General features: G+C 45.3%; 17 protein-coding genes and 1 tRNA gene. 4 read left to right on the top strand and 14 right to left on the bottom strand.

Annotated features, from left to right (window positions below):
• Positions 1-5: 5 nt before the first annotated feature.
• The 4 genes from WAE59_RS04580 to WAE59_RS04565 form a co-directional block, all read right to left on the bottom strand.
• Entirely contained in the window at positions 6-485 is a 480-nt protein-coding gene (locus tag WAE59_RS04580; protein ID WP_337854758.1) for a hypothetical protein, read from the bottom strand.
• Positions 486-488: 3 nt separating this feature from the next.
• Positions 489-653, bottom strand: a complete 165-nt coding sequence (locus tag WAE59_RS04575) for a hypothetical protein (protein WP_337854757.1) — start codon at positions 651-653, stop codon at positions 489-491.
• A gap of 468 nt (positions 654-1,121) precedes the next feature.
• Positions 1,122-1,195 (bottom strand) — tRNA-Arg (locus WAE59_RS04570).
• Positions 1,196-1,336: 141 nt separating this feature from the next.
• Complete coding sequence (locus WAE59_RS04565; protein ID WP_337854756.1) at positions 1,337-2,695, bottom strand: exonuclease domain-containing protein; 1,359 nt, start codon at positions 2,693-2,695, stop codon at positions 1,337-1,339.
• A 115-nt stretch (positions 2,696-2,810) separates the two neighbouring features.
• On the opposite strand from WAE59_RS04565, the gene WAE59_RS04560 reads away from it, so the two are divergent.
• Entirely contained in the window at positions 2,811-3,176 is a 366-nt protein-coding gene (locus WAE59_RS04560) for a response regulator (RefSeq protein ID WP_337854755.1), read from the top strand.
• A gap of 77 nt (positions 3,177-3,253) precedes the next feature.
• Here WAE59_RS04560 and WAE59_RS04555 read toward each other — a convergent pair whose 3' ends face one another.
• Both WAE59_RS04555 and WAE59_RS04550 read right to left on the bottom strand, forming a co-directional pair.
• Positions 3,254-5,383, bottom strand: a complete 2,130-nt coding sequence (locus tag WAE59_RS04555; RefSeq protein ID WP_337854754.1) for an FUSC family protein — start codon at positions 5,381-5,383, stop codon at positions 3,254-3,256.
• A 90-nt stretch (positions 5,384-5,473) separates the two neighbouring features.
• Entirely contained in the window at positions 5,474-6,436 is a 963-nt protein-coding gene (locus tag WAE59_RS04550; protein ID WP_337854753.1) for an NAD-dependent epimerase/dehydratase family protein, read from the bottom strand.
• 203 nt (positions 6,437-6,639) lie between these two features.
• On the opposite strand from WAE59_RS04550, the gene WAE59_RS04545 reads away from it, so the two are divergent.
• Positions 6,640-7,143: an Lrp/AsnC family transcriptional regulator gene (locus tag WAE59_RS04545; protein WP_337854752.1), complete on the top strand. Its 504-nt coding sequence runs from the start codon at positions 6,640-6,642 to the stop codon at positions 7,141-7,143.
• Positions 7,144-7,200: 57 nt separating this feature from the next.
• Here WAE59_RS04545 and WAE59_RS04540 read toward each other — a convergent pair whose 3' ends face one another.
• Positions 7,201-7,377 (bottom strand): histone H1, encoded by a 177-nt coding sequence (locus tag WAE59_RS04540; RefSeq protein WP_108205690.1) that lies wholly within the window; start codon positions 7,375-7,377, stop codon positions 7,201-7,203.
• A gap of 173 nt (positions 7,378-7,550) precedes the next feature.
• On the opposite strand from WAE59_RS04540, the gene WAE59_RS04535 reads away from it, so the two are divergent.
• Positions 7,551-8,345, top strand: a complete 795-nt coding sequence (locus WAE59_RS04535) for a GDSL-type esterase/lipase family protein (RefSeq protein ID WP_337854751.1) — start codon at positions 7,551-7,553, stop codon at positions 8,343-8,345.
• Positions 8,346-8,444: 99 nt separating this feature from the next.
• Positions 8,445-9,179, top strand: a complete 735-nt coding sequence (locus WAE59_RS04530) for an NUMOD1 domain-containing DNA-binding protein (RefSeq protein WP_337854750.1) — start codon at positions 8,445-8,447, stop codon at positions 9,177-9,179.
• 51 nt (positions 9,180-9,230) lie between these two features.
• On the opposite strand, the gene WAE59_RS04525 is transcribed toward WAE59_RS04530, so the two are convergent.
• From WAE59_RS04525 to WAE59_RS04495, 7 genes are all read right to left on the bottom strand, one after another.
• Entirely contained in the window at positions 9,231-10,403 is a 1,173-nt protein-coding gene (locus WAE59_RS04525) for an aldose epimerase family protein (RefSeq protein ID WP_337854749.1), read from the bottom strand.
• 117 nt (positions 10,404-10,520) lie between these two features.
• Entirely contained in the window at positions 10,521-11,705 is a 1,185-nt protein-coding gene (locus tag WAE59_RS04520) for a glycoside hydrolase family 88 protein (RefSeq protein WP_337854748.1), read from the bottom strand.
• A gap of 12 nt (positions 11,706-11,717) precedes the next feature.
• The gene (locus WAE59_RS04515; protein ID WP_337854747.1) at positions 11,718-12,905 is read right to left on the bottom strand and encodes an alginate lyase family protein; all 1,188 of its coding nucleotides are present in this window, start codon (positions 12,903-12,905) and stop codon (positions 11,718-11,720) included.
• Positions 12,906-12,913: 8 nt separating this feature from the next.
• A complete protein-coding gene (locus WAE59_RS04510) occupies positions 12,914-15,361 on the bottom strand; it encodes a glycoside hydrolase family 2 TIM barrel-domain containing protein (protein WP_337854746.1) in 2,448 nt (815 codons plus the stop codon).
• A 7-nt stretch (positions 15,362-15,368) separates the two neighbouring features.
• Entirely contained in the window at positions 15,369-16,238 is an 870-nt protein-coding gene (locus WAE59_RS04505; protein ID WP_337854745.1) for a hypothetical protein, read from the bottom strand.
• A 17-nt stretch (positions 16,239-16,255) separates the two neighbouring features.
• The gene (locus WAE59_RS04500) at positions 16,256-17,902 is read right to left on the bottom strand and encodes a RagB/SusD family nutrient uptake outer membrane protein (RefSeq protein WP_337854744.1); all 1,647 of its coding nucleotides are present in this window, start codon (positions 17,900-17,902) and stop codon (positions 16,256-16,258) included.
• Positions 17,903-17,911: 9 nt separating this feature from the next.
• Positions 17,912-21,076: a SusC/RagA family TonB-linked outer membrane protein gene (locus tag WAE59_RS04495; protein ID WP_337854743.1), complete on the bottom strand. Its 3,165-nt coding sequence runs from the start codon at positions 21,074-21,076 to the stop codon at positions 17,912-17,914.
• Positions 21,077-21,099 lie beyond the last annotated feature (23 nt).

Here is a 21,099-nt window from a genome sequence, read left to right as displayed (position 1 = left end):
TCGAACTAAGAATTATCCCGTAACTTTCGGATCTGTTCTAGTGCTGCTACGTCAATCTGATCTTTCGGCCGATTAACAACCTTCTTATTTTCAATTAGTTGATTAATATGCAAAAAAGGAACGTTCACATTATCAATATCTGCAACAGAGGCCATTTCTAAACATTCGTCAAAAGTGTAGCCCTCAAGTCCCTTCATTTCAATGAGTATATCTAAACGGAGACCATTGTTAAGATGAAAGTCAGTCCAACCAGGTACAAACTGCATATAATCGATCATCGGATAATCACCCATATCACATTTTATAAAAGCTTTACGCAATTGCTGCCTATTTTCTAAGGTATCTTTTAACCATATATCAATATCACCTGTGAAACGCTGGTAACCATGTAAATTGGTAGCATAACCACCAACCATGATATACCGAACCTTATACTCCTGAAGTGCTCTCCAAAAATCTAATATACCTTCATCAAAGACATCCACAAATTATTTGCTGATAAATGGTTTATGGGATATAGAAGCCTTACTCATGGTTTGTTGTATTTTATACAAACGAGTAGCCATTTCAAAGCGTTCTTTATAGCTTCGGTTTAAACCTTCTTTTAAAAGTTCCAATTCAGCCTGATCAAATGTTTGTTTCCTTTTGTCCATTAAATATTGACCTTAAAACTATCTCAAATTTACATAAAACGCTTCTCATTAACAAGGCATGAGTCAGCAGATAATGTATAATATTATAAGGGCTGCAAATATTTAATCTGCAGCCCTTATAATAACTTTTCCTAAAAAGTTTTAACACTATACTAACACAGTGTTAAAATATGTACTCCTAGGTGGAGGTTTCGGCAATACTGTCCACCGGATTTCGGAATCCGCGGTTCTTCCCCACTTTTGGTGGTCGGAAGATATGGAAATATAACCGAGCAGCAGAGTCGCTGTCAAATTGGGCTTCTTTGTATTTATTCGCTGCTAATTTTTAGTAGATTTTATTTTACCATCAAAAGTGGGGAAGAACCACTATCTCTGAAATCTCCAGACAGGTACACTAGGTAAAAAATCCTTAAACAAAAAAAGACGACGTCTGGAGCAACGTCGCCTTTAATTAAGGATAAATCCTTGTACCCTGGAAGGGATTCGAACCCCTGACCCACGGTTTAGAAAACCGTTGCTCTATCCAACTGAGCTACCAAGGCATCTTCCTTTCGGAGCGCCAAAGATATAAATAACTGCTTACACGCACAAATCTAATTTGATAATTTTTAAAGGCATTTTTTCGCTCAATTCAGGCCATCGAAAATAAAAATATAAGGTCCTATAAATGAAAAGAATACCTATCAGATCGCTATTTTCTTATGTGGAAACTGAGCAGCATGTGACAATACCAGGTGCATGATATAGTCATTTGAGGGATAAACTGTCAATGCCGATTTCAGTTCTGAGGCCCTGCCGACCTCGGCAACATAACCCATTCCATAGAATCTCCCATGCTCAATCAGCATGCAACTCTGCTCCTCTTCATTCCTCCCCTTATCGATCAATGCAAAACTGGGCAGCATCTCCTTGAGCTGTTGCATGGCAAACTTAACCCTTACATTATAAGATGCCGCAGATTCCTTCCCTACACATGCCCCTGAACAGCCTCCTTCCTCATGCGAGGTGCAGGCTACCCTGTTCTTTTGAATGCAACATAATTTTTCGCAAAGCAGGTGCTCCTTGATCAGCATCCTCAACAAATTGTGTCCCTCAAGGAGGGTATCGAAACTATACAGGGGTTGCGGATGGTTTTTATATTTGTCAATGCCCAACCTAATGTACCCCTTTTGATTTTCAAAGGCATACAAGGCGTATTTCTGCTGAAATTTCTTTAAAGCCCTGTTGTGTTCAGGCCAAAGCCTTCTGATCTCAACAGCTTCCAGTACAAAAGCCATCAGCTCTGTTCCGCAGATCTCAAAATCAAGGCTGTAAATGTCCTTTAGGAAATTCTGACGCTGTTTACCCGGATTATTTCCGCTAAAATGTGAACAGATTCTCTTCTTCAGGTCCTTGGCCTTGCCAATATAGATTACCTTGCCTTTTTGATCTTTAAAATAGTACACACCGGGGCATTGTGGAACTTTGTCAATTTCAGATTTTGGCAAATGAGGTGGCAATACCTGTTCCTTAGAGCCCTTGGAAAGGGACTTAAGGATGAAGCCCTCCGTATCGGCTTTCAAAAGTTGTTCAAGCAGCGTCACCGTGGCCGCCGCATCTCCGCCCGCCCGGTGTCTGTTGCTGATTTCAATCCCCAATGTATTGCAAAGCTTCCCCAGACTATAGGACGGATGACCGGGCAATAATTTTCTGCTCAAACGAACCGTACAAAGCTTTTTACACTGCAGTTCAAAGCCTGAAAGGGAAAGTTCATGCCTGATGAAAGAGAAATCGAAATTGACATTATGCGCCACAAAGACATTATCCTGCAACAAGTCAAATACTTCAGCTGCAACCTCCTCAAATAAAGGGGCATCAGCTACCATATCGTTGCTGATGCCGGTAAGCGCCTCGATATAGGCTGGAATTTCCTGTCCCGGATTGATCAGGGTTTCAAATGTGCGGACTACCGACACGCCATCATAAACCTGGATACATAGTTCCGTGATTCTATTCCCTGATGCAAATCCTCCCGTGGTCTCAATGTCTACTACTGCGTACATGATCTTAAAATTTGAAACAAATATCTGTTAAATATACTAATATATTTAGCAAAAAATCAATTTATAAAAAATGGCATGTAAATCGCATAACCGTTATTAGATAAAACACAATGAGATGTCACGGAAAATATTAGCAGTGGATGATGACAACGATATAGTTGATATTATTAAGATTATATTAGAAGATGAGGGCTATGAAGTTTCTACACTTACCAATGGCAATAACGTCCTGAATGAAATTTCCAAGTTCAGGCCTGACTTGATCCTGCTGGATGTAATGCTCGGTGGAATAGACGGGAGAGAGATTTGTAAAGCAATTAAGACACACAGCTTGTTCAAAAACATACCGGTAGTCATGATTTCAGCAAGTCACAACCTCCATAACCTGCTGAAGTTACCTGGATCGCCAAATGACTTTTTAGCTAAGCCTTTTGATATCGATCACCTGATCAAAAAAGTAAAAGCGCAATTTGCAGCCTGAAAACGATTGTACTAATTTGTAATCGCTAGTACTAAATTACGTATACTGCCCCCCTCATCTGTTGCGGGGATGAAATATTATTTGAAATAAATTCTCAACTGCCTGGACAGCGTAACCAGCAAACCCAATTGATGGGACAGTAACCCGGCGCCATCGTCCTCTTTAATCATCGGATCAGCATTCAGCTCAGCAGCGGAAGTACCATGCTCCATTGAAATACTTCCCTGTATACAATAGGACAAATGATCCAGCGCTTCTTGCCCCATCTGGCTACTTCTCTCAACAACCATAGTTGATTTTGCAGATAGTGCTAATGAAGAGATGATGGCATTGATGCGGTAGCTCAGAATTTGAATGGCATGTACCCCTGAAAGATCGGCCTTCTTCATATGGGGTTCCAAAAGCGTGTATTGTAGTCCCTCAGCGAGACGGGCCAATTTGAGATAGCTGTTTTTTCTGGCCAACTTGATTTCTGCAATACCTGGCTTTGCACCCCAAAATTCAGCCTGAACCTTACTGAGGTAACTAAAATTGGCTTCCAATACACTTCTGATCAGAGATTTCAGCTGGGCGGCTTCCCATACCGGAAAGAGATAAGCCGCCGCAAACGCCATTATACAGCCCAAAACAGTGTAGTAGATCCTTTCAGAGATGATGTCGTTCACCCCACCGTTGTAAATGCTTAGGCAGATGATCACCATTGGCGTAATGCACATGACACTGATGGCGTATTTAATCCGGTTGAAGGTAAAAAAACCTAGTAGAAAAATTGAAGACAGCAGCAGCAATAAAAACTGTTGTGCGATCAGGGTCACCAATATCAGACCGATGGCAACTCCTGCGAAAGTTCCGGATAACCGCTCTAAATTTCGCTTCCAGGTAAGCCCAAAACGCGGTTTTGCCACAATCACTATAGTGAGTATCAACCAGTATCCGTACCTCCCCATATGGAAGAAACCAGTCATGAGGTAAGCCAGCAGGCACAGCAAGGCCAAACGCAGCGAAAAGCGGAATACAGCTGAACGGAATGAAAAATGTGATTTCAAAGATCCGGGACTAAAAACCTTTGGTGATAGGAAGTCTGTGTAAGGAAGCGACTCTGCTTTTTGACCCTCCTGCGATCTTGTCAATGTACCTTCTGACATGATCTCCCGGATGTGGACAGCAATGTCCTCCATATTTTTGATCACCTTAAACAGGATGTAAGCGTTGCCCTCACCCTCCCGGGCTGCAACCGCTTTGAGTTGTGCTATTTCAACTGCAAACTCCGTCAGACCGGCTGACTGCTTGCGCTGACTGGGCGGCAATAAGAAAATGCCACCTATCGTTTCCAGTTCATCTGCCAGGATCTCAATCAGACGAATGATACGGTTCAAAGAAGATTGTGTATCCAGACTGCTCCTCACAAAGGCATAGTCGTAATGTATGGCCGTTACTTGCTCATATAAATCGATCAGGTGTAACGCAGTATGCAGCAGACGCCTTCCTTTTTGGTTCTCCGGCTTCATTGCTGAGCGGTCACTGAGCAGCAGGGTACGCATCAGCTCCTGCTTTTCGCTGACCCGGATGTGCATGGCGATGGTTTCACGGTAACAATCGTCTAATGGAACTTCCGGATCGTAGGCACTTGCCTTGGCCCGGAGAAAAACTGCTGTTGCAGAGATGCACTCAAAGATTGCCTGATGGAGCGAGCGATAAGGCCTGAGCAGCGTTTGGATAAGACTGACAAGGTAATACCAGCTGCCACCAAGCAGGATATACCAACTGAACAACAATGGCTCATGCGGTTGTAAGCCTATGACAAAGATGGCCAGAATAATGGCCATGGTTCCGGTCAGGGCCAACCTGCTGCCAAAGATGGCCAGCATGGTACAAAGGAAGGTAATCACAAATAAGCTGGCTGCACCGAGCCAAAAGTTGACCAGACTATAGGAAATGAGCAGCGCAGCGAAGAAAAAGATAGAAATGCTGTTTGCTGCTGTGATCCATTTATGGGCCTTGTGCCCGGGACCGTCTGTGAGACTGATGAGCAAAGCGCCCACCCCCAGGCCAAGGGCTGCCTGAGCCTGACCCAAAAAGAACAATAGTCCCACGGGCAATACAATCGTAAGGGTATTCCGCAATGCGTCGCTAAAGTATTCGCCATATACCAGATAGCTCAAATTCAACCTGATTTCCCTCCATTTCGGCAACCTATCTTTAAACATGGGACAAAGCTATGTAATTTCAGATTAGCTATAGCTTAATAACAGCAAAATCCTTATCCAAGAAATTTTGCTGTTCTAACCTAAATTTAACTAAAATGAGTGTGGGATGAGTATTTTAATGGCAGACAGCATTTCTGCAGTCATGCGCTCAAGGTCATAGGCCGGTTTCCAGTTCCAGTCTTTTCGGGCAGCACTGTCGTCAATACTCTGCGGCCAGCTATCGGCAATCTCTTGCCTGAAGTCCGGTTCATAATTGATCTCAAAATCGGGAACGAGTTTTTTAATCTCCTGGTAGATCTGATCTGGCGTAAAGCTTAAGGCAGCAAGATTATAAGCAGTACGGACCGACAGCTCATTTGCCGGCGCCTCCATCAGTTCCAGGGTAGCACGGATGGCATCGTGCATATACATCATCGGCAAGGCGGTTTCCGAACTTAAAAAACAGGTATAGGGTTCTTCCTTCGCTGCGCTATGAAAAATATCCACAGCATAATCGGTGGTGCCACCGCCTGGCAAACCTGCGCTGATCAAACCCGGGTAACGCAGGCTCCGAACATCCAGCCCGTGTTTTTCAAAATAATACTTACACCAGTTTTCTCCGGCTGCCTTGCTGATGCCATAAATGGTCGTCGGCTCTGTCACACCCTGCTGCGGACAGTTTTGTTTCGGTGAATCTGGTCCGAAGACCGCAATGCTGCTTGGCCAGAATACTTTTTTTACACCCCGGGCCAGGCATAGATCCAATACACTCAGCAAACTCCCCATATTGAGCTCCCACGCAGCCTGTGGATTTCGTTCGCCACTGGCAGATAGCATAGCCGCCAGGTGGTATACCTGCGTAAACTGTTTGCCTTGCATCAGTTCTGAAAGTGCCGGCTTATCCATCACATTCAGCTGGGCATAGGGCTGCATTTCTGGATCTACTGCTGAAGCGGGCCTGATATCGGTAGCCAATACCTGCTCTGTTCCAAATTTCTTGCGCAGGGCCTTTGTCAGTTCAGATCCAATCTGCCCACAAGCGCCAATTACGAGTATGTGTTCTGGTGTATTCATCGCCTCAAAATTGGATTAATACGCTTAATTTACATTGGGTTATGATTTTTAATGGAATTTTTTAAATTTACAGGAGATTTAACAGCATTTAATTTTGTAATCACCGCAGCACTGGCATAAAATTCAAAATATTCTATGTTAGAATTTGGTGATTAAAAATTTATAGGTTCTATTTGCAAGGGATATGATTCTTTTTACCGCGTATGGATAAAAAAACTGAAATTTTAGATCAACTGGATTTGGATATTCTCCGCTTATTGCAACAGGATGCCACACTTTCTACTAAGTCACTGGCACTTACCCTGCGCAAAGTCAACACTACGATCATCAGTCGTGTAAGCCGGATGAAAAAACTCGGTTACATTACGGGAAGTGTGACCCTGATAGACCGCAGGAAATTCGGCGAAATCTTAATTGCCTACACGCAGGTCCATGTCAATGACCATAGTACCCAAACACTTACTTCCTTCCAGGAAGAAGTGATCAAATTTCCGGAAGTCATGGAATGCTACCACATGACCGGCGCTTTTGATTTTCTTCTGAAGATCATCGTCAACGATATGGTAGGCTACAACAACTTCCTGGTTAAGAAACTCGCCGGTATCAAGAACATCGGTGCGCTCCAAAGCTATTTTGTGATCAATGAGAGCAAGAGGAACCTTTCTTATCCCCTGGAGGGATTAGATGGTGCTTTGGGAGCACAATAATCGCCATAAAAAAAGCCCCGACGGTTGTCAGGGCTTCTCTATATAATTCAAATAATACTACTTAGCATTTTTCTTCTCAGTCACCTCAGTACGGATGTCCTGAGCCAGACCTTTTAAATCTTGCATTGCTTTACGTACGCGGGTACCAGCAGCACCATTACCTGAATTATAAAATTTGTCTGCATCAGCCTCAATGCCAGCAATTAATTCTTTCAGTTTTGAAAATTTTTCCATGTTTTTCTTCGTTAAGATTTTAAATTATAAGATATAACGGTTTAAAGTTAGTAAATATTGGATTTGCTCCAAATGAATCGCCAACAATATTTCGCTGTTTTTTCCACATCAGGGCGCATATGTTAAGAACTTCAGGCAATAAATCCACAAACAATACTATTTCGTAAGTCGTAATGATGAGAGCAATTGTGGTATTTCTGAGTTTATTTCTGATCCTTGCCTGCAAAAAAGCAGAACCCAAAATCATGGAAGACAATGTGCTGCCTGTTGACTCTCCTATAAAACCTGTGGATACCGCAAAAAAACCGGCAGATACAGTAAAGAAGCCCCCTGTAGTAGTTCCAATAGATACCAACAAAGGGCGACAACTCAATTACCTGGCACTTGGCGACTCCTATACTATAGGAGAATCGGTCGCGCGCGACCAGATCTTTCCTGCCCATCTCGTCAGGGAGGTGAGGGTGCATGGCCGGATCATCAATCCACCCACCATTATTGCACAGACGGGCTGGACTACCGGCGATCTGAAAGCAGCCATTAAAGAAGCGGCTATCCTCCAGAAATTTGACATGGTTACACTGCTGATCGGGGTCAACAATCAATACCGGGGCGGCTCACGGGAAATTTACCGCAAAGAATTTAAAGAATTGCTGCTTACTGCCATTGACTTTGCCAAAGGAAATAAAAATCACGTATACGTCATCTCTATCCCTGACTGGGGTGCCACTCCTTTTGGGCGGCAAACGGGCAACCAGCAAGCTATTGCAGCCGATATCGATGCATTTAACCTCACTAATAAAGAGGAGAGCCTGGCGATGGGTGTCAGCTATACCGACATCACCCCCGCGTCCAGACTGGCTGCAAATGATGATAGCCTGGTGGCCTCAGATGACCTGCATCCTTCAGGAAAAATGTACCTGGACTGGGCATCTAAGCTGGCTCCGATAGTGGTAAAGTCATTTAAGTAAATTTTTTATTTTTATTTTCATCTTGTCTGATCGGCATTCTTTCGTTATTTTTGTTATAACCAATTATAAAAACGCTTGTAATAATTTTAACAATCTCATATGTCAGACACCTCTATCGTGAGCCGATACTCACTAAGCGGAAAACTTTTAGAAACGTACCCAAACATCAAATTGGCAACAGAAGCCATGAATACAGCCAGGGGTTTCATCGCAAAAGCTGCCGACGATTCCAGTAACATCCATACTGCCTGCGGCTATTTATGGCGATACGGAAAGGCCCCGGAAATAGACATGAAGTCTGTGCTGAAGAAAAAAAAATATTCAGGAGGCTCCCCTCTGGCGGAGCAACAGCACACCGTAGGACAATATGACCTCCAGGGCAATCTCGTAGCTACTCATGTCAATAGCCTTACGGCAGCCAAAGCTGTTGGCGTGCATTGCAATGGCATCCGAAAAGTAATGAATGGCCGTGCCATGACCTATGGAGGATTCATCTGGAGCTGGTCCACCAAAAAGAAGATCACTGTAGATCCTAAAATACAATTGCTCAAGTCTGGTATCTCACAATATGACCTGAATGGACGCTGGATGCGCTCGTTCAAAAGTGGTTTAGAGGCAGCAAGGATCACCGGGATCGGTAATGATAATATTTCACTGGCCATTAAGGGAACCACACTCACCGCTGGAGGATTCTTATGGCGCAGGGGTCAGGCACTCAGGATCAACATCAGTGAACTCCGCAAACATCCTCATTTTGCCGGCTCTGTCCTGGGGTCACACATCAAAGCAAAACGACAGCAGAACCTCGAAAAGATGGGCCAGCTGGCCGAATAAAAAAAGCCCTGTTGCAATTGCAACAGGGCTTTTTTGTGCTTTCTAATATTATTATTTACTGTTGAAAGTGTAAATAGAGGAAGTCTTGTAAGTTTGACCCGGGCTCAACACAGTTGAAGGGAAAGATGGCTGGTTTGGTGAATCAGGAAAATGCTGAGTCTCCAATGCCAATGCAGTTCTGAAATCGTCCTTAGCACCGCCTTTGAACACATTTTTACTCTGCATGAAGTTACCACTATAGAACTGGATACCAGGCTCCTGCGTATAAATTTCCATTACAATACCGGATTTATCTCCTTTTACTGTAGCAGCGTGCGTCATACCCATTGCTTTTGTACCGTTCAGCACATAGTTGTGGTCATATCCTTTTCCAGCTTTCAGTTGATCGTTGTTTTCCTCAATGCGTTTACCGATAGTGGTTGCAGTAGTGAAGTCAAATGGAGTGCCTTTAACCGCAATGTTTTTTCCCAATGGAATCAATGTAGTATCTACAGGGGTGAACTGATCTGCATAGATCTGCAAGCGATGTCCCAAGATATCGCCGCTACCTTCACCATTCAGGTTGAAGAAAGCATGGTTGGTCAGGTTACATACCGTTTTTTTGTCGGTAGTTGCCTCATAATCCATTTTCAGCTCATTGTTATCGGTCAGCGTGTAGGTTACTTTCACTTTCAGGTTTCCGGGATATCCTTCTTCCATATCCTTCGAAAGGTAAGACAATACCACTGTATTGGAATCAGGCTGTACAGCATCCCATACTACATCCTGAAAACCTTTTTTACCACCGTGCAGGGTATTTTGTCCATTGTTCAGCGCCAGGGTATATTCTTTTCCGTCCAGGCTGAACTTGCCTTTTGCAATCCGGTTGCCGTAACGACCTATCGTTGCTCCGAAATAAGGTTCGGTAGAATTTTTAAAGCCTTCGACACTGTCAAAACCAACAACCACATCAACCAGTTTGCCGGTACTGTCCGGAACCAGTAAACTCACCAGTCTTCCACCATAGTTGGTGAAATATGCCTGTATATTGTTTTTATTTTTTAGCACATAGAGATTGGTCTTTTTACCATCGATCTCTTTCTGAAATTTGGTGCTGTCCAGTTTAACTGTAGTAATGGTACTATCGCTTTGCGTTGTAGAAGCGTCCGTTTTTTTACTGGGTTCGCAGGCAGCAAAAGAGAATAACATTGCTGCGGCAACTGATAGTTTTAATGCGTTGTTCATTTATTAATAAGGTTTTTTAATGGTTAGAAAATGAAGTACTATTTTACCGGAAACCAAATTAGCGCTTTATTTCTAAAAACCATAAATTAATCAATTTTAATCTAGCCTTCAATATGGCTAACTCCTCCTTTTATACCGGAGCAAAGCTTCGAGATAATAGTAGTCTGCATAGGATAGCGGAACGTCAATTTCTGAATTGGCAGGTTTGGAACCTGTGCTGTGTGCCAGGATAAAGCCCTTATTATCTCCTGCCGGGGAGGCATAGTTTTTACCAAGGCTGTAGAGCATAAAATTCGCTTTCTTAAGGTACCACTTCCGATAATTGCTGTAGTCACTCAGCTCATAAAGTGCTGAAGCGATAACTGCCGCAGCAGATACATCACGAGGTTCATTTGGAATTCCCGGGGCATTGAAATCCCAATAAGGCACCAGGTCTTTTGGTAAATTTGGGTGGCTCAGAATATAGGAAGCCACCTGCTCTGCCTGTTTCAGATAACGCGGGTCTCTGGTATAGCGATAGCACATGGTATATCCATATAATGCCCAGGCTTGCCCCCGCGACCAGGCAGATTCATGGCTATACCCCTGGTGTGTATTCTTTTTCAGCACTTTTCCTGTTTTGGGGTCATAGTCGATCACATGGTACGAACTGTAATCGGGCCTGAAATGGTTTTGCATGGTTACATTCGCATGGCTTACAGCAATTTGGTGAAATGAAGAATCTCCGCTCAGTCTCGTGGCCTCAAAAAGCAACTCCAAATTCATCATGTTATCGATGATGACCGGATTTACCCATTTATCGGTATTATGGTCCCAGGAACGAATGACCCCGGTCTTAGGATTGTAGCGTTTGACCAGCGTGTTGGCCGACTCCAAAATCACATCCTTGTAGTGGCTGTCTCTGGTCAGTCTATAACCGGTACCTACGCTGCAAAAAACTTTGAAGCCCATGTCATGAGTTCCGGAGTTTAACTTTTCCTGTTCGATGGGGCTGGTAAAATTTCTTGCCAAATCCAGCCATTTTCTTGAATTATCAAATTCGTAAATGAACCATAGTACTCCAGGAAAAAAGCCACTGGTCCAGTCCTTTGAAGCTACCATTTTTAGCTTTCCTTTATATAAAGTTCTCGGTGAAACCAAATCTTTGGACAAACCCGATTGCTGAATTTGCCCGATTTCCGCCAGCATAATTTGTGTTTGGGCAATGGCCTGCTCAAAGGAGCGTTTGTAATTCGGCTTCTGAGCCGATGCTGAAAGGGCCAGACTCAGCATCAATAGCGTTATAACAATTTTTAACTGCATAAGAAAATTTGTTTATAGCCAGATTAAAGGGTTTCTTACCGGCAGGTTCCGGATCACTTCTTCTACTTTCGGGTCGTGATCCAGCTTCCGCCATATGTCAAACCACCCGGAATTTTGATAAGCCTTAGCCCCAAACAGCAGAAAGGGCTGTGCAACCGGCCAGTCGGCCCAGTACATGACGTCAGGTTTTAAAGTCCATTTGTGCTTATCGGCAACATATGGACTCAGGTATTGAATCCCTTTTGCAATGGAGCGCCCCTCAGGACTTTCAAATGTCCATAGGTTATCCTGCTCGGTACTCAATAGTTGGCAAATGGTCGCCATGGCATCCAGGTTGAAAATCGAATAGCCATAGGGCTTGGTACGGCTCAGCTCCTTAGGGAAGCTGCCATCGCTCGCCATTTGTCCCGGAAGCAGTACTGTTTTGTAGCGCTCCCTGCAGAAGGACAACAGACTTTCGTCGCCGGTCAATTTCGCAAAAGACGCAACCTGCATCACAAAACAGGTACCGTGGTTATTTAGCGCCTCCATTTCTGCCTTGCCATAAGGATGAGTCATCAGCCAGTCCAGGTAACGACGAAACCATTGCTTTGCCGAGGCGACTACTTCAGTACTCATCGCTTTTTCCATCAACAAGATACCCTGTGCTACCTCCATCAATTGTATAGTATCTATAATGCCTATGCCACGCCCCGTGAACCTTCCTTTTATGGCTTGGGCATATTGCAGATCGGGATTCATTCGGGTCTCTTTGTCCATGAACCAGGCTTTGACATGCAGCATGGCTTGCGCTACATATTTAGGCTCTCCGGAAATTTTATAAGCCGAGGCCAGCGCGCCAACAATTCTGCTAAAACGAATCATCGCCATACGGTGTGCAACAAAATTGTCAGGATTAGTCATGCCATCCCTTTGTACATAAGGGGCATTGGGATCTGCAGGATCGGGCCACCAATAGTCGCCTTCCGAATAAAAATCATGCTTCCCTCCTGCTGTTCTCGCTGAACTCGCTGCAGTTACGGTAACCGGCATTTGGCTCATCGCCCAGTCTGCCTGTGCCATGACTGTAGACCGCAGCACTTCAGTGACCCGGTCTTCAATTTTTAAAACATCCTGCCGCTTTACGGTAGCACAGGAAGAATACAGCAAAAGACAACAGCTGATGAGGCCTGGAAAATAGAATTTACGGAATGTGTTCATTTCAATTTTTATAAACTTAAAAATACGGTTTCTAATCCCTTGCCCTGAACCGCTGCAATGTTTTTTGCCCCATTCGTATACAACCTGATGATGGCCCTGCCATTGTAAGCCGAAACTTTTCTAGATCCAGATGAAGTGCCTTGGTTATCAATTAACTTACCATCACCAACTAAACTAAAAGTTAAGAAATCTGAAGCGTCCAGGCAAAGTACTCCATTTGCATCCAACAGCCTGGCTTCAATAGTGGCGATGCCATTCTCCTCTCCTGTTTTCGTCAACACGAGTTTCGTGGCTTTGCCCCATTTAGCAGTCTGATACTCCTGTACAATCTCATCGGTCACGACCACTTTACCTTTTCTGGCGAGCACCCTGAGGCTATTTTTACCTTCGGCATATTGCACTTGCCAGCGTAGCCCTGCCGCAGGAAAATCCTGACTGTTGCGCTTCTTCACCCCCTGGCTCCTGCCGTTGATAAACAATTCTGCTTCATCGCAATTTGAATATACCTTAACCATTTTGGCTTCATTCTGCTCACCCCATCTTACAGGCCAGGTATGCCCATAGATATGCGCCATCGGTTTTTCGGTCCAATAAGACTGAAAGACATAGAAAGATTCCTTCTTAGTGAAATCGTGCTCCACTACACCTTTCTGATTCATGTAGGGAACAGGGTTATCCGGTCTTACCGGTGTAGAAAAATCCTTAAATGGCCAATAAGCTGTGCCGGTCAGGCTGGGCATAGTCTCCTGTTCCTTGAGGTGCCAGTCTATTAAATTCACGATGTAACTTTCGCTCCAGTCGCCATCTTTTGAAACCCTTGCACTTCCACCAAACAGAGACGCATCTCCTGCTCGTTCATCTCCCCCACCTCCAGGTTTGATGATCGACAGGGCCTTGTCCGGATTTTCTGAATGTCTGAGCGCATGGCTATCGCCGCCCCATTCTACATGCAGAAAATGCTTCACCTTTGACATCTCCTCCTGAGTGATCTCTTTATATTCTGTATAAACGCCCCGGTACCAGCCTGCCCAAATGGATGGAGAATATACATCTACAATATCCTTACAGAAATCACAGCGCCGTATTGCTGTCTTCCTGCTTGGGTCCAGACGGTGCGACAGGTCATTTTGTTCCTTCATAAAGTCCCGGATTTTTTCTTTATCAAACTCCGGAAAATCGTTTGGCCAGTCATTTTCATTACCTAGCCCCCAGATGATGATGGAAGGGTGATTGTAATGCTGTTCGATCATATTGGTCATCATGCGCTGGGCCTGGGCTTTATAAGTAGCACCTCCCAAGCCTCCCCTGCACCAGGGCTCTTCCTCCCAAACCAAGAGACCTAAACTGTCGCATAGATCCAAAATAATGCGTGACTGCTGATAATGTCCCAAACGAATGAAATTGACACCCATTTCTTTCATCATCAGCATTTCTTTACGCATCATTTCTTCGGTCATAGCTCCAGCCACACCTGCGTGGTCTTCGTGACGGTGTGTACCCTTTAACAGTAGTCTTTTGCCGTTCAGTTTAAAAGGACCTTCCTCTACAAATTCAAAATTCCTGAAGCCTACCCATTCAGTAAAGCTATACTGTCCCATAGTCAATTTCAGCTGATAGCGATGTGGCTGCGTGGTAGACCACAGGTAAGGCTGGTTTAGTTTAAATACTGCAAGGTCTTTATCTGTCGATAAATCACTGACTGAAAATGTTTTTTGCTGCACCACCTTACCTTTTGGATCAATCAACTGGATATTTCCTTCAGCGCTGGTCAGGCCGCTAGGATTATAGAAACGTGCCTTTACTTCCAGAGTCCCCTGTTTGCCCGCAGCATCAACCTGACCATTGGCAAATAACTTATCTATCGACAATGCCGGTTCGTATACCAAATTTAAATACCTGTAAATGCCGCCATAGAGGTTAAAATCCGACAAATCAGAAGGGATCATTTCCAGGTCCCGGGAATTATCGGAACGGATAGCAATCGGGATTTTACCATTGAATTGCTTGCCCTTGAAGACTTCTGTCTTTTTAAAAGCAGCCACAGCATCTGTAATGTCTACCGTCCACTCATCATAGCCCCCTACATGGGAGCCCACCTTGGTGGTGTAGACATATACCTCTGTTTTCTGCCCAGCCCCTTCAAAATGAAGCAGCGTTCGTCCATTCTCATAAGGATTGTCGATGCTGATATTGCTCCGGTACCATCCTGGTCCCTGGTAGTAATTGACATCCGGATCTACCGCATCCTGTGCGTTAAAGCAATGCGGAAGGCTCAGCTTTTCCCAAAGAGGTACACTTTCGGGGTCTCCGGCTTTCACTGGCCGTACAGCTTCCCAAATGCCGCCCAGATCTTGTCTCACAAATTCCCAGTTGTCATTTAAACGCATTTTTCGCTGTGCAAAGGCCTGCTGAATAAACACCATTAGCGCTAAAGAAAAAATTAATTTGAATCTCATATCCGCATTAGTATCTAAATGGATATACCGGAGCGGGAGTGGTACCTCCTGGTGCGTATACATGAATCTGTCCATTAGTGGCGATGAGCCCTGATGTCGTCAGCGTATTGAAGTCATTGATCTGCAAAGGCGAGTAGTCACCGTTGACCACCTTCAGGTTGATTTTACCTTCCGGATCAAAGCCATACTTCTGGCCGGGCTCCCTCGCAGCCACCTGAGTGATGATTCTGGCACCTACTTCGTTGAAGTTTGGCACCAGGCCCACCTGGTAAAAACCCAGTCTTGAGGAATCGCTCGCCGAAGTACTTGCCGGGAGCAAGGTTTCTAAACTTGTATTGTTTACCCCGCCATTGTTGAAGCCATAATCCCCCAGGGCAATCAAATAAAGAAAATATTTCCTCACATCCGCTTTACTGTAATCGGACCAGCGAACGGCTGGCTTCGATTCTACAATTCCACTGGTCACTTTGAGGCTGCCATCCGGATTTCTCTGGTTTATAGGAAAAGTAAACCACATTCCTGCAGTGGGAACATTACTGGTGGTCACGACTACACCGGCTGTGGTCCGTGTAGGTAAAATGCGGATCGCCGCATTGCTCAGAAAAATATAAGTGCGGCCGGGCTTCTCAAATTCTCCCAGACTGATGTCGGCATATTCCAATCCCAACTGCATCCATTTGAAAAGGGTATCCCCCGCCACGACAGGATTTTTGCCGCGCTCTTCCAGGTACTGTCTGGCTGTTTTATAAATATGCGGGTCCAGCACCGATTTCTTGTAATCATAATCTTCTTGTAAATCGAGGCCAAACATAGAGCAGGAACTTACGAATATAGACAGGCTGCATAATGAGACCCATATGGTTTTTGATCGTTTCATGATATTTGGTTTATGTCTTAGTAAGGTTGATTTTGAACTAATAAACTATTGGAAAACAGCACCCTTGTAGCCAATGGCCAGTAGTAACGGTTTTTATCGCTTCCCCATCCCACAGCCGGGTTTCCGGCCGCGGTCTGCCGTGCGATCAGTATGGGATCCATCACTTCTTTGACCCGATCGGTACGTACGAGGTCAAACCACCTAACCCCTTCACCGATCAGCTCGTATTGGCGTTCCTGCAGGATGGCCATTTCCAAAGCATCGGCTGAGGCAAACTGCGCAGTACTTACCGTAGGCACTCCGGCCCGCGACTTGATGAAATTCAAATACTTCACTGCGTTGAGCTGGTCGCCGGTTTTGTTCAAGGCTTCCGCATACAAGAGATACATACCACTCAGTCGATACATAGGTATGTAGACATTCGTTTCGGTAGTGTAGGGTAAACTGCCTGAATAAGATGCAGTAGGCAAAGTGAAATTATATCCTGCCGTTGCCGTGGCCGCTGTGAAGGTTCCGGCATAGAACTTCCAGAAGCTCCTGTCCCTTATCGGCTGACTGGTAGCTGACGTAATGTTGTAGGTTTGCTTTACACGCCTGTCTACCGTGGCTGTTATGGCTCCATAAGTAGCAGTAGCCACGGCGGGCCAGTTGGTCCATAAAGGGTCTGCCATTCTGATCATCGGCTCATTGGTGGTACGGGATACGCCAGCCATACAGGCACAGCCATTGGATATGTTGTCCCAATGGATATTGAAAATAGTTTCTACACTGTTCATTGGCGTGATGAACTGCGCATTCCAGGTGGGGCCCGACTGCAGATCAGCCACATCTCCCCCTGTTCCGTTGGCTGCAACACCTGTGGCATTGTACACCTTTCCTGTCGGGGCCTTAGCCGCAAACAAGCGCCTTAACCATACCAGTGCCTCTGTATAGTCTGCATTATTTTTAGTAGTCCCAGCCCTCCACATGTACGCATCCGCCAGAATAGCGGCTATTGCTGCTTCACCCAGGTACCAGACCGGAGCATTTGCCCCCTTTACAGTCCGCTCATAGGCCTGTGTAAGATCGGAAATGGCCTGCTCAAGTACTTTAGCTTTAGGATCCCTCGCCTGCTCCGCCTGCTCGTCTATGCTTAAATAGGGTTCTGTACGGATAGGCGCATCTCCCCAGACCCTGGCAATCCAGAAATAACAGAGACCGCGCATGGCCAGCGACTGTGCCATATAACTGCTTTCCAAAGCAGGGGTTAAAGCCCCTACGGTACCCACCGGGGTAAATTGTTTAATCTCCGGCAGCCTTTTAATCAATAGATTGGCCCTGCCTATGGTACTGTATAAAAAGCTCCAGTCTGCATAGTCGTTGATTTCAGTAAGGCCATTCAGGTCAATTTCATTGGTTGCATTTACGGTATAGGTCAATCTGCGCTCCCAATTGTCAGACCTGGCTTCTCCCCACCAGGTCATTCGGTTACGGTACTGTCCATCGCCAATCATGGTTTGCTGAAATTCGCCGTACATTCCCGCTATAGCGGCATCGGCTTCAATTTTATTGTGCAGAAAGTCTTTCAAAAGGCCCTCTGATATCGGTTGTTCGTCTATCGCTTTTTTACAGCTGCCCAATAGCAGCAATAGACTAAAAACAGTAATGCTTAATATCTTCTTCATCGCTATAAATTAAAATCCAATGTTCAAACCAAAACCAAGCTCTCTTCTCTTCGGGTACCGACCGGTGTCATCACCCGGAGTCAAACCAGATGATGAGGTAAACTCAGGATCGTAGCCGGTATAATTGGTATAAGTCAAAAGGTTTACGCCGTATACATAGGCCGACAAGTTCCTGGCTTTAATCTTCTGCGCATATTTGCTGTCCAGGTTATACGTTAACCTGGCATTAGAAAGCCGGATGAAACTTGCATTTTCCAGGAAGAAGCTATTACCACCACCGCGCTGACTGCCCCTGGTATTCTTATCTGGATAATAGGGATAGGTAGCTACATCCCCCTGCCTGGTCCAGGCGCCATAGATGGCTTCAGGAAGGGATGGATTCCCGTTATTCGCGAAATTGGTCAGGTTCTGTTTAAACTGGTTGTAAACCTGTCCACCTATGGTAGAGTTGATGATGAAAGACAACCTGAACCTCCCGTAGGTGAAATTATTGACAAAACCCAGGTAGAGATCCGACTGGGAATTGCCGATCACACGCCGGTCGCGCTCATCGATCAGTCCATCATTGTTCACATCTTCCCATTCCGTATCTCCACCCAGCAGCACAGAGCCGTCGCTATTCTTTTTCTTTAGTACTTCTCCAGTATAGCGCTGCCCGTCAAGTGTATAATATTCTGCTGTAGATGCAACAGGATCTGCAGAGGTTCCCCTCACCGGATACTTTACGGTCACATTTACCGGCGTTAGCTTTCTGCCATCTGAACTATAGGCATTGGACGCATCATACTGGTAAACACCGAGGTTCTTCCAACCATAAAAATCGCCGATTCTGCCTCCTTCACGAATCAGGTAAGTAGCGTTGCCCCCACTGACACCTCCCGTACCTACAGCAATGAACTGCTCAGCCTGATTGAGTTTCTGGATAGTTCCGCGTTCAAGCGAAACGTTGGCATTGACTTCCCACCTGAATTTATCTTTTGCGATCGGCGTACCTCCTATGGCAAACTCTAAACCTTTGTTCTGGATGCTACCCACGTTTACCTTAATGGTATTATACCCTGTTTCTTTCGGCATCTGACGGTCGTACAGCAGGTCATCTGTAGTCCGCACATAGGCATCAAACACGAAAGTCAAGCGGCCTTTCAGGAAGGTCAGGTCCAAACCCAGGTTTTTAGTATAGGTAGTTTCCCATTTCAGATCGGGATTGCTGAAGCTCGAAGTGGTGGCCGCACCAGCGACACCATTGTAACTGTTGCCCCCTAATTCCACCCGCGGGATGGATTCGTAATCGCCGATAGCATCATTACCACCACTACCATAGCTAAACCGCAGTTTACCATCCTGTAAATACTTTTTACTCCATTTCATGAATCCCTCATCCGTGAAACGCCAGGCTGCCGAACCGGCCAAAAAGCTGCCTGAGCGGTTATTTGCCCCAAACCTGGAGGAAGCGTCATTTCGGTACACACCCTGAATAATGTAACGGCCCTGGTAACTGTAATTGGCCCTTCCAAAATATGAACCTGTAGAGACCGCACTGGCCGTCGTGCGCTGTTGCGTCAAGTTGGTCAGGTTGGAGCCTGAAATGGTCTTGATGTTTTCAAGGATGAAATTGGTTCCATAAAGAAATACGTTATCATTCCTTACCCTGTCCCGGGTAATACCTGCTGTTGCAGTAATGGTATGGTCTTTTATGCTTTTATTATAGTTCAGGAAGGCCTGTGCTTCATAATAAAACCTTTTGTTCCAGAGATTGGAAGCAGAGTTATTGTCTCCGTTCTGGTTTTGCAGGTATCTGGGAGTAAATGTAAAACGCTGGCCATCGTCCAATTGGGTATTTAAAGCAACGGTAGCCCGCAGATCCTTGTAAAAATCGTAGTTCAGTGTAGAAACAAACTGCGCTTTATACTCCTCCCTGGTATTCGTTTCCAACAACGCATTCGCTATTGGATTTCTTTTGTTATTGATGTAACTGGTCAACTTCCCGTCGGGATAATAGATCAGGTAACTGGAAGGCCGGTCGAATACCGGTCGGATGGAATTGCCAATACTGGCAAAATTACCCGTTTGCCGGTAGAACGACATATTGGAAGTTACCTTTAGTTTAGTTGTGGCCTGATAATCTACGTTGATCCTGGATTGAATCCTTTTTGCATTGGTGTTGAGGGCAATCCCTTTATCATCCAGATAATTAATACTGGCTGCATAAAGCAAGCCTTTTTGTCCGCCTGCCAGTGAGACCCTCACATCGTGCTTCTTACCGGTATTGCCCAGCAGCAGTTTCTGCAGGTCATTTGCCGAATTGAGGCCCGGGTTCAAAGAATCGGTAAGCACACTAAGCTGACCCTGAAGCTGACGGTAGCGCCTGATGTCTTCTGAATTGGACTGCTGGATGCTATGGGCAATCTTTCCCAGAGTATATACATATTGCAGGTCAAGTCTGGGCTTTCCCTCTACTCCGCGCTTAGTGGTGATGAGGATCACTCCGTTGGCGGCACGCGAACCGTAAATGGACGCTGAGGCAGCATCTTTCAATACCTCTATACTTTCGATATCACTGGGATTGATGGATGCTGCGTTTTGTGTAATTACACCATCAACAACGTATAGGGGATTGGTGCCATTTCCATCGGAGGAAAAAGTAGATGGCCCACGGACCGTTATGGAACCTTCAGCACCTGGTTCGCCATTGTCGTTCACGACCAGCACCCCTGCCGCCTTGCCCTGTAACGCATCGAAGAGGTTTAAAGGCTGACGCTCGGCAATGTCTTTGGCAGATACTGAGGAGATAGATCCTGTGATGTCCCGCTTTTTCACTTTCTCGCCATAACCCGTTACCACTACCTCGTCCAGTTCGCTCTGGTTTTCTTCCAGGACAATATTGATGAGCTTCCTGCCGGCAACTGCAGCTTCCTGTGTTACCATGCCGATATAGGAAAACACAAGAACAGATTGGGCATTCGGAACCGCAATGGTATATTTTCCATCGTTGTCGGTCTGGGTAGCTACTTTAGCGTCTTTCAGCCGGATACCTACACCCGGTATGGTTTCACCTTTGCTATCCTTTACCGTTCCCGAAATTTGGACCGTCTGTGCAAAGCCTGCCTGCCCGAAAAGCAAAAGCACAATGAGTATCGCCGGAAGCGATAGCTTGTTTGAGTAATAAATCTTCATACTAGTTTGATATTTGGTACTGC

This window comes from Pedobacter sp. GR22-6 (genome assembly GCF_037402555.1).
Taxonomy (GTDB): Bacteria; Bacteroidota; Bacteroidia; order Sphingobacteriales; family Sphingobacteriaceae; genus Pedobacter.
The sequence above is the reverse complement of the archived record's forward strand: the minus strand, read 5'-3'. Positions and strand labels throughout refer to the sequence as shown.